The 9,999-nt window shown below is 59.3% G+C and carries 8 protein-coding genes; 2 read left to right on the top strand and 6 right to left on the bottom strand.

The features are described 5' to 3' along the window. Positions 1-32 precede the first annotated feature (32 nt). The 6 genes from C7534_RS08515 to C7534_RS08540 form a co-directional block, all read right to left on the bottom strand. The gene (locus C7534_RS08515) at positions 33-959 is read right to left on the bottom strand and encodes an ABC transporter permease (protein ID WP_046032954.1); all 927 of its coding nucleotides are present in this window, start codon (positions 957-959) and stop codon (positions 33-35) included. Then, positions 959-2,065, bottom strand: coding sequence for an ABC transporter permease (locus C7534_RS08520; protein ID WP_109785520.1), 1,107 nt, complete (start codon positions 2,063-2,065; stop codon positions 959-961). The genes C7534_RS08515 and C7534_RS08520 overlap by 1 nt, the downstream gene beginning before the upstream one ends. Positions 2,066-2,092: 27 nt before the next feature. Further along, on the bottom strand, positions 2,093-3,658 hold the full coding sequence (locus C7534_RS08525) for an ABC transporter ATP-binding protein (RefSeq protein WP_109785521.1): 1,566 nt from the start codon (positions 3,656-3,658) through the stop codon (positions 2,093-2,095). Positions 3,659-4,190: 532 nt separating this feature from the next. Beyond that, positions 4,191-4,772 carry an IMPACT family protein gene (locus C7534_RS08530; RefSeq protein ID WP_109785522.1) on the bottom strand — a complete coding sequence of 194 codons (582 nt, stop codon included), beginning with the start codon at positions 4,770-4,772 and terminating at the stop codon, positions 4,191-4,193. Between the two features lie 7 nt (positions 4,773-4,779). Continuing rightward, positions 4,780-5,430, bottom strand: a complete 651-nt coding sequence (locus tag C7534_RS08535; protein WP_046032950.1) for a TetR/AcrR family transcriptional regulator — start codon at positions 5,428-5,430, stop codon at positions 4,780-4,782. Between the two features lie 189 nt (positions 5,431-5,619). Next, on the bottom strand, positions 5,620-6,540 hold the full coding sequence (locus tag C7534_RS08540; protein WP_007940170.1) for a LysR family transcriptional regulator: 921 nt from the start codon (positions 6,538-6,540) through the stop codon (positions 5,620-5,622). A gap of 124 nt (positions 6,541-6,664) precedes the next feature. On the opposite strand from C7534_RS08540, the gene C7534_RS08545 reads away from it, so the two are divergent. Further along, positions 6,665-8,014: an aspartate aminotransferase family protein gene (locus C7534_RS08545; protein WP_046032949.1), complete on the top strand. Its 1,350-nt coding sequence runs from the start codon at positions 6,665-6,667 to the stop codon at positions 8,012-8,014. A gap of 143 nt (positions 8,015-8,157) precedes the next feature. Continuing rightward, on the top strand, positions 8,158-9,651 hold the full coding sequence (locus C7534_RS08550) for a CoA-acylating methylmalonate-semialdehyde dehydrogenase (RefSeq protein ID WP_046032948.1): 1,494 nt from the start codon (positions 8,158-8,160) through the stop codon (positions 9,649-9,651). The last annotated feature ends 348 nt before the right edge of the window (positions 9,652-9,999 follow it).

Here is a 9,999-nt window from a genome sequence, read left to right on the forward strand (position 1 = left end):
CTTGCTCGCGATGGGGCTCGCCCGGCTAGCCGCTAATGCCCGGCCTGCCACGGCTGGCCTAACGAAACCGGCGCATACAATCGCGTACGCAGCGCATCGCGCGAGAGCAGCACCAACACCACAATCGTCGCGACATACGGCAGCATCGCCAGCAGGCTCGAGGGTATCGCCAGCCCCAATCCCTGCGCCACCAGGTGCAGGATGCTGGCGAGGCCGAACAGATACGCCCCCAGCAGCAAGCGCCACACCCGCCAACTGGCGAACACCACCAGCGCCAATGCAATCCAGCCGCGTCCGGCGCTCATGTTCTCCGCCCACATCGGCGTGTATGCCAGGGACAGATACGCCCCGGCCAATCCGGCCATCGCGCCGCCAAACAACACCGCCAGCGTGCGCACCGCCAACACCGGCAAGCCCAGGGCACTCGCTGCATCCGGGCTTTCCCCGACCGCCTGAATGATCAGCCCGACGCGGCTTTTCAAAATCACCCAGGCCACCAACGCAAACAGTGCGAACGACAAATACACCAGCAGATCCTGTGCAAACAGCATTCGCCCGATCAGCGGGATTTCACTCAGATAGGGAATCGCCACCGGTTCAAAACCGCTCAACGGTTTACCGACCCACGCCGCGCCGACAAACGTCGACAGGCCGACGCCGAAAATCGTCAGCGCCAGGCCAGTGGCTACCTGATTGGCGTTGAACACCAGCGCGACTAACGCAAACAACGACGACAGCAGCATCCCTGCGAACATCGCCAACAGCACACCAAGCCAGAGGTTGCCGCTGTTCAGCGCAACGATAAAACCGATCACCGCGCCAAACAGCATCATGCCTTCCTGGCCGAGGTTGAGAACGCCGCTTTTCTCGCAAATCAATTCACCCAGCGCCACCAACAGCAAGGGTGTGCCGCAACGGACCATGGCGTAGAAAATATTGCTCAGCAGATCGATATCCATCACAGCGCTCCTGCATGTACGGCGGTGGCGGGTGCGCGGTGGGCCCAGCGCAGGTTCAAACGTGGCCGATAGAGAATCAGCACATCGCTGGCCAGCAGGAAAAACAGCATCATTCCCTGGAACAGTTGGGTGATGGCTTGTGGCAGGTTCATGCTCATTTGCGCGCTCTCGCCACCGATGTACAGCAACGCCATCAACAGGCTCGAAAACACAATGCCGACAGGATTCAGCCGCCCGAGAAACGCTACGGTAATCGCCGCATAGCCATAGCCGGGCGAGACCTGCGGCACCAATTGACCGATCGGCCCGGTCACCTCACACACGCCGGCCAACCCCGCCAAACCGCCGCTGATCAGCAGCACCAGCCAGATCAGCCGTTTCTCGCGAAACCCGACGAACCCCGCCGCGCGCTTGTCCAGCCCCAACACTTTGATCTGAAAACCGACAAAGCTTTTCTGCAACAACACCCAGACCGCGACCAACGCCAGCAAGGCGAAATACACCCCGGCGTGAACCCGGCCGTCTTCGGTCAGCAAGGGCAAACGGCTGAAGTCCCCGAACATCGCTGACTGCGGAAAATTGAACCCCTCCGGGTCCTTCAACGGCCCATGCACACAAAACAGCAGCAGGTTCAGGGCGATGTAATTGAGCATGATGCTGGTGAGGATTTCGTTGGCGTTGAAGCGCGTGCGCAACCAGGCGGTCAGCCCGGCCCAGGCTGCACCGGCCACGGTGCCGACGAGCAAAATCAGCACCAGTGCCCAGCGACTTTGCAGGTCAATGATGTTCACCGCCAAGGTACTGCCGGCCAATGCGCCGAGCAGTAATTGACCTTCTGCGCCGATGTTCCAGATGCGTGCCTGATACGCCACGGCCAGACCCAATGCGCACAGCAGAATCGGCAGCGCTTTGACCAGGAGTTCCGATACGCCGTATCCATCGCTGATCGGCGCAATCAACAACGTGTGCAAGGTGAGCAGCGGATCGTGGCCCAGCGCGACAAACAGCAATGAGCCACAACCCAGCGTCAGCACCGCCGCCAACAACGGTGAGCACCAAAGCATCAGGCGCGATTGCTGGCCACGGGGTTCGAGAGAAAGCAGCATGGAAAGCTCCGATAAACAGTTAAGCCGTTAAACCGTTGCGGGTTCAGGTGATTGATTGGCATCGAACTGGCCGGCCATCCAGGCGCCGACGTCAATCAGGCGCGTGTCGACAGTGGCTTTGAGCAGCGACAGCCGCCCGCTGCACAACGCGCCGAGGCGGTCGCTGATCTGGAACAATTCGTCGAGGTCTTCGGAGATCACCAGAATCGCTGCGCCGGCATCGCGCAAGGCAATCAGCGCGCGGTGAATGGTCGCGGCGGCGCCGACGTCCACGCCCCAGGTCGGGTGTGCGGCGATCAGCAGTTTGGGTTGCTGGAGGATCTCCCGGCCGAGGATGAATTTCTGCAAGTTGCCACCGGAGAGGCTGCGGGCTGGCGTTTGGGTATCGGGGGTTTTTACGCCAAAGCGCTTGATGATTTCTTCGGCCAATGCTTCAACCTTTGCGCGCTGAATCAATCCGTGACTGACCAGCCCTTGTTGAAACGCTGTGAGCAGCGCGTTGTCCGCCAGGCTCAAATCCGGTACCGCGCCGTGACCCAGGCGTTCAGCCGGAACGAAGGCGAGGCCGAGCTTACGCCGTGCATCAGGCCGCAGGTGGGCGACGGGTTGCCCGCCGAAACTGATCGTCGATCCGTCGTTGTGGCTCAGTCGTTCTTCGCCGCTGAGCAGGGCCAGCAATTCATCCTGACCATTACCCGCGACACCGGCGATGCCGACGATTTCACCGCTGCGCACCTCAAGATCAACGCCTTTGAGCGAGCAGCCGAACGGGTCGGGGTTGGGCCAGGACACGCCGTTAATAGCCAGGAACGCATTGCTGGCCACGACCTTCGGGTAGTCCGTTATCAACTCTGCCGCTTCACCCACCATCAGCCGCGCCAATTGTTGGTCCGAGCATTCGGCCGGCACGCAATGCCCGGCCACTCGACCGCCGCGCAACACGGTCGCGCTGTGGCACAGCGCCCGGACTTCACCGAGCTTGTGGCTGATAAACAGAATGCTGCAGCCTTCGGCGGCGAGTCGGCGCAAGGTGACGAACAATTCCTCGGCCTCTTGCGGGGTCAGCACCGAGGTTGGTTCATCGAGGATCAGCAAGCGGATGTCTTGCATCAGGCAGCGAATGATTTCTACCCGTTGCCGCTCGCCAATGGACAGGCTGTGGACAAGTCGCTCCGGCTCCAGCGCCATGCCATAACGTCGGGACACTTCACGAATTTTCGGTTCAAGCTGTTTCGGTGTGCCACCCGCCCGGCCCATCGCCAGTGCGATGTTTTGCGCCACGCTCAGTGTTTCGAACAGCGAGAAATGCTGGAACACCATGCCGATCCCAAGGCCTCGGGCCTGGGCGGGGTTGCGCATGGTCACGCGTTGCCCTTGCCAGATCATCTCTCCCGAATCGGCTTGGGTGACGCCGTAGATGATCTTCATCAGCGTACTTTTACCGGCGCCGTTTTCCCCGAGCAGGGCATGGATTTCGCCAGGCGCAATGGTCAGGTCGATAGCGTCGTTGGCCAGGCAGCCGGGGTAGCGTTTGCTGATGCTGCGCAAGTGCAGGCGCGGCGTTTGATCGGGGATCGGCACGGGGTTGGGCATGACTGACTCGGGTCGACAGGAGTGATGCCTGTGGATAAAGCAATTTCCTGGCCATTGAGTCAGGAAAGCCGGCAGTCCCTGCAAGCACGGCTCTCAAGGACGAGGCATTGCTATCTCTCGAGGCTAAGTCAGGCACTACTTCAGGGCAAACCGATTGATCAGGCCCCGGTTTTGCTCGTCGGCAGTTGGTTAAAAAACGAACAACTGCTCGCAAGCCATGCCAGATATGGGGCGGCGACAGCCATGAACGGGTTATCCACAGATTGCTCCACAGTATTTGTGCGCAAGCTCAAAGGACGGGCATAAGCACTGTACGGCTATCTTCTAAAGGTGATAAACCGCGCTAACTATTTGTTTTTACGCGAATTTATGGTGAGTGATGGCGAATTGGACGAAAAGTGAACAAAGCCCGCAAACCCGCATGACAGAAGGGTTACAGGCACCTGTGCTCAGGTTATCCACAGGCGGGTGCACAGTAGATGTGGGCAAATCTCTAACGTCGACGGAATAAGGATGAACGTTGTTGGTGCGTTCAGTGCTGCAACACAATGCGCCCGCGACTCAAGTCCGCCAGCTGCGATTGCAGAGCACTGATTTGCGCTTTCCCCACTGCCAATTGCAGTTCGACGCCGTTGGCGGTGAACGTTTCTTCCACCACCAGCCCGCCCAGTTCCGCCACACGAAGTTTCACCAGCGCCAGTTCGCCGAAGGCGCAGGCACAACTGACGGGTACGCGACTGATCAGCTCAATCTTCGGCGCGGCTTGCAGACACTTGTTGGCGCCGCCGCCATAGGCCCGGGCGAGGCCGCCGGTGCCCAGTTGAATACCGCCATACCAGCGAATCACCAGCACCGCGACCTGGTCGCAGTCCTGTGCTTCGATGGCGGCCAGAATCGGCCGGCCAGCGGTGCCTCCGGGCTCGCCATCGTCGTTGCTGCGGTACTGATCGCCGAGCTTCCACGCCCAGCAATTGTGCGAAGCATTCAGATCGCTATGTTGCTCGATGAAAGCCTGGGCGTTAGCAGGGCTGGCAATCGGTGCGGCGAAGGTGATGAAGCGGCTTTTGCGAATCTCTTCGCGGTATTCGCAAAAGTCGCTGAGGGTAAAAGGCATAGGTGTCTTAAATGGCAGGGGTCAGGCCGCAGCCCTTGAGGATGATGCGGATCAGATTGTTGCCGGCTTCTTCCATGTCTTGTTTGGTCAGTTTGGTACGCCCGCTGACCCGGCAGATCTGTGTGGCGAAGTCGGCGTAATGCTGAGTGCTTCCCCACAACAGGAAGATCAGGTTGACCGGATCAACCGGGTCCATTTTGCCGGCGTCGATCCACGCCTGGAACACCGCCGCCCGGCCCTGGAACCAGGCCCGATAATCCTGGTTGAAATACTCGGTCAGGCATTCGCCGCCGCTGATCACTTCCATGGCGAAGACCCGCGACGCTTGTGGCTGGCGACGGGAAAACTCCATCTTGGCGCGGATATAACGCGTCAGCGCTTCGGCCGGATCATCCTCGGCGGTCAGGGTGTTGAAGGTGCTGTCCCACAACTCGATGATGTTGCTCAGCACCGCCACGTACAAACCGAGTTTGTTGGTGAAGTAATAATGCAGGTTCGCCTTGGGCAACCCGGCATTCAGGGCGATGGTGTTCATGCTGGTGCCTTTGAAGCCGTGGCGGGCGAACTCGTCTTCGGCGGCTTTGATGATGGTCTCTTCGTTCTTCTGACGAATGCGGCTGGCAGGTTTGCCGCCGTGAGCTGGGACTTCAAAGGTCATAGGCACTTCCAGACAAATAGGTGGGTGCAACCAGTGCGTTGATAGCGCACCCACGGGCTTCAGACAAGTCCCGGCACAATAAAACCCTTTGTACTTGTAGGAGCCGAGCTTGCTCGCGATGGCGTCCGGTCTGTCACCATGAATGCTGAATGTTAAGCCGCCATCGCGAGCAAGCTCGGCTCCTACCGTTCAGCGCGTTGCGGCGAGACTTTCCAGGAAACTTTCCAGGACCAAATGCGGACGGCGGCCCTTGCGCGTGACCGATGCAAGGCTCAGGTCATAGAAACGTGCCTTCGGTTTCAAGGCGCGTAAACGACCTTGCTGCACCCAGAGGCTGGCGTAATGGTCCGGCAGGTAACCAATGTACCGGCCGGTCAGGATCAGGAACGCCATGCCTTCACGGTCCGAAGCGCTGGCGGTGCAATTGAGCGCCTGGTAATGGGCCTGGATCTCCGCCGGCAAGCGGAAGGTCGGGGCAATCGCGTCCTGGCTATTGAGACGCTCGTCATCGAGTTGTTTGTCGTCGACATAAAACAGCGGATGTCCGACCGCGCAGTACAGCAGCGAGCGTTCGCTGTAGAGCGGCTGATATTCCAGCCCTGACAGCGCGCTGGCCTGCGGGACTACGCCGACATGCAAACGGCCATCGAGCACGCCTTGTTCAACTTCATTGGGCGCGATCATGCGGATCTGGATTTGCACGTCCGGGCCGCGTTCCTTCAATTGCGCCAAGGCGTGGGTGATGCGCATGTGGGGGAGGGTGACCAGGTTATCGGTCAGGCCGATGGTCAATTCGCCGCGCAAGTGTTGGTGCAGGCCGTTGACCTCGGTGCGGAAACTTTCCAGCGCACTTAATAGCTGCAAGGCCGATTGGTACACCTCGCGACCTTCTTCGGTCAGGGAAAATCCGGCGCGACCGCGTTGGCACAATCGCAAGCCCAGGCGCTGTTCCAGATCACTCATTTGCTGGCTGATGGCCGAACGACCGATCCCCAGCACGCTTTCCGCCGCCGAGAAGCCACCGCACTCGACCACGCTGCGAAAGATCCGCAATAAACGGATATCAAAGTCGCTGACTTGCGCGAGTGGATCAGGGCGACGGGTGCTCATAGTTTAGTAATAGCCTGACTGAACGTTAGAAAAGTTGGATTTCACAGACTTTATCCCCGTGGCAATTTAGCTGCAAGAACGCTTTTGATCTCTACGCCGCTTATTGCCCTGCGAGGTTTTGCCCATGAACTTGCCTGAAAACGCCCCGACTTCCCTGGCCAGCCAGCTCAAGCTTGATGCTCACTGGATGCCCTACACCGCCAACCGTAACTTCCAGCGCGACCCGCGCCTGATTGTCGGCGCTGAAGGCAGCTGGTTGATCGACGACAAGGGCCGCAAGGTTTATGACTCGCTGTCCGGTCTGTGGACCTGCGGCGCCGGGCACACTCGCAAGGAAATCCAGGAAGCGGTCGCCAAGCAATTGGGCACGCTCGATTACTCGCCAGGCTTCCAGTACGGCCATCCGCTGTCGTTCCAGCTGGCTGAGAAAATCACCGACCTGACCCCGGGCAATCTGAATCACGTGTTCTTCACCGACTCAGGTTCCGAGTGCGCTGACACGGCGGTGAAGATGGTTCGCGCTTACTGGCGTCTGAAAGGCCAGGCCACCAAGACCAAAATGATCGGCCGTGCCCGTGGTTACCACGGTGTGAACATCGCCGGCACCAGCCTTGGCGGTGTGAACGGCAATCGCAAGATTTTCGGTCAGGCGATGATGGACGTTGATCATCTGCCGCACACACTGCTGGCGAGCAATGCCTACTCCCGTGGTATGCCTGAGCTGGGCGGCATCGCGCTGGCCGACGAGCTGTTGAAGTTGATCGAACTGCACGACGCTTCGAACATCGCCGCCGTATTCGTCGAGCCACTGGCCGGCTCCGCTGGCGTGCTGGTTCCGCCTCAGGGCTACCTCAAGCGTCTGCGCGAGATCTGCGATCAGCACAACATCCTGCTGGTGTTCGACGAAGTGATCACCGGTTTCGGCCGTACCGGCAAAATGTTCGGTGCCGATACTTTTGGCGTCACCCCGGATCTGATGTGCATCGCCAAGCAAGTCACCAACGGCGCGATCCCGATGGGCGCGGTGATTGCCAGCTCCGAGATCTACCAGACCTTCATGAACCAGGCGACGCCTGAGTACGCCGTGGAATTCCCGCACGGCTATACCTATTCCGCGCACCCGGTGGCCTGCGCCGCTGGCCTGGCAGCACTCGACTTGCTGCAAAAGGAAAACCTCGTACAGAGCGTCGCCGATGTTGCACCGCATTTCGAAAACGCGCTGCACGGCCTGAAGGGCACGAAAAACATTATCGACATTCGTAACTACGGCCTGGCCGGTGCCATCCAGATCGCACCGCGTGATGGCGACGCGATCGTGCGTCCGTTCGAAGCGGGCATGGCGTTGTGGAAAGCCGGGTTCTACGTGCGCTTCGGCGGCGACACCCTGCAGTTCGGCCCAACCTTCAACAGCAAGCCGCAAGACCTTGATCGTCTGTTCGACGCGGTCGGCGAAGTGCTGAACAAGATCGACTGATTTCAACAAGACTTGTAGGAGCCGAGCTTGCTCGCGATGGCGTATTCACAGGCGCCATCACGGCTTGGTTTATACCCAGAGCTATCTATATAGAAGGCGCGTCTGATTGGGCGCGCCTGTGGACAACTTTTCAGGAGCGCTACATGAGCCTTATCCCGCATTTGATCAATGGCGAACTGGTGACCGAAGACGGTCGCACGGTTGACGTGTTCAACCCGTCCACCGGCCAGGCCATTCGCAAACTGCCATTGGCCAGTCGTGAAACCATTCAGAAGGCAATCGACGCCGGCAAGGCTGCATTCCCGGCCTGGCGTAACACGCCGCCGGCCAAACGTGCCCAAGTGATGTTCCGCTTCAAGCAACTGCTGGAACAGAACGAAGCCCGCATTGCTCAGTTGATCAGCGAAGAGCACGGCAAGACCCTGGAAGATGCGGCGGGTGAGTTGAAGCGCGGTATCGAGAACGTAGAATTTGCGTGCGCAGCGCCGGAAATCCTCAAGGGCGAATACAGCCGCAACGTCGGCCCGAACATCGATGCCTGGTCGGACTTCCAGCCGTTGGGTGTTGTGGCTGGTATTACTCCGTTCAACTTCCCGGCGATGGTGCCGCTGTGGATGTATCCGCTGGCGATCGTCTGCGGCAACTGCTTTATCCTCAAGCCTTCGGAGCGCGATCCAAGCTCCACGCTGCTGATCGCTCAACTGCTGCTGGAAGCCGGCCTGCCTAAAGGCGTGCTGAACGTCGTGCATGGTGACAAGGCTGCGGTGGATGCGCTGATCGAAGCGCCGGAAGTCAAAGCGCTGAGTTTCGTGGGTTCGACGCCGATTGCCGAATACATCTACGCCGAAGGCACCAAGCGCGGCAAGCGCGTCCAGGCACTGGGCGGTGCGAAGAACCACGCGGTGCTGATGCCGGATGCAGACCTGGATAACGCTGTCAGCGCACTGATGGGCGCGGCGTATGGTTCTTGTGGCGAACGCTGCATGGCGATCTCCGTGGCCGTGTGCGTGGGTGATCAGGTGGCGGATGCGTTGGTGGCCAAACTGGTGCCGCAGATCAAGGCGCTGAAAATCGGTGCGGGTACCAACTGTGGTCTGGACATGGGGCCTCTGGTGACTGGGCAGGCACGTGACAAGGTCAGCGGGTATGTAGAAGACGGCGTTTCTTCCGGCGCGACGCTGGTGGTGGACGGCCGTGGTCTGACCGTGGCGGGTCACGAGGAAGGTTTCTTCCTGGGTGGCTGCCTGTTTGATAACGTCACGCCAGAGATGCGCATCTATAAAGAAGAGATCTTCGGGCCGGTGTTGTGCGTCGTTCGGGTCAACAGCCTGGAAGAGGCGATGCAGCTGATCAACGATCACGAGTATGGCAATGGCACCTGCATCTTCACCCGTGACGGTGAAGCGGCGCGGTTGTTCTGCGATGAAATCGAAGTGGGCATGGTCGGCGTTAACGTGCCGCTGCCGGTGCCGGTGGCTTATCACAGCTTTGGTGGCTGGAAGCGTTCGCTGTTCGGCGACTTGCATGCCTATGGCCCGGACGGCGTGCGTTTCTACACGCGCCGTAAAGCCATCACTCAGCGCTGGCCGCAGCGCGCGAGCCATGAAGCTTCGCAATTCGCATTCCCTAGCTTGTAAGTAGAAGGGAAGAAGGCCGGCCCCTTGGGGCCGGCCTTTGTGTTTCCGGGGTTTTTTGACCCATATGACAGAATTGTGAAATTAAGTGTTGACGGCAGATTCAGGATGTCTATAATTCGCCCCACTTCCGGCGCAGTCGAAACGGGAAACTCCTTGGTAAACAAAGAGTTACGCAGTTTTCGGCAGTGAGTGGCTTCAGTTCATCGAAGTCCGAAAGGAGTTGAAAAAGAGGTGTTGACAGCAGCGTGTAACGCTGTAGAATTCGCCTCCCGCTACCGGGTGATCGGAAGCGCAAGTGGTTGAAGTTGTTAAAGATTTCCAAGCGAAACTTTGAAAACTTCTGAAAAT

Origin of the sequence: Pseudomonas sp. OV226 (assembly GCF_003148705.1) — a bacterium.
In the GTDB taxonomy this organism is placed as follows: Bacteria; Pseudomonadota; Gammaproteobacteria; order Pseudomonadales; family Pseudomonadaceae; genus Aquipseudomonas.

Coding starts and splice junctions, on each gene's coding strand:
- C7534_RS08515 (WP_046032954.1), bottom strand. CDS start 959: ATGGATATCGATCTGCTGAGCAATATTTTCTACGCCATGGTCCGTTGC.
- C7534_RS08520 (WP_109785520.1), bottom strand. CDS start 2,065: ATGCTGCTTTCTCTCGAACCCCGTGGCCAGCAATCGCGCCTGATGCTT.
- C7534_RS08525 (WP_109785521.1), bottom strand. CDS start 3,658: ATGCCCAACCCCGTGCCGATCCCCGATCAAACGCCGCGCCTGCACTTG.
- C7534_RS08530 (WP_109785522.1), bottom strand. CDS start 4,772: ATGCCTTTTACCCTCAGCGACTTTTGCGAATACCGCGAAGAGATTCGC.
- C7534_RS08535 (WP_046032950.1), bottom strand. CDS start 5,430: ATGACCTTTGAAGTCCCAGCTCACGGCGGCAAACCTGCCAGCCGCATT.
- C7534_RS08540 (WP_007940170.1), bottom strand. CDS start 6,540: ATGAGCACCCGTCGCCCTGATCCACTCGCGCAAGTCAGCGACTTTGAT.
- C7534_RS08545 (WP_046032949.1), top strand. CDS start 6,665: ATGAACTTGCCTGAAAACGCCCCGACTTCCCTGGCCAGCCAGCTCAAG.
- C7534_RS08550 (WP_046032948.1), top strand. CDS start 8,158: ATGAGCCTTATCCCGCATTTGATCAATGGCGAACTGGTGACCGAAGAC.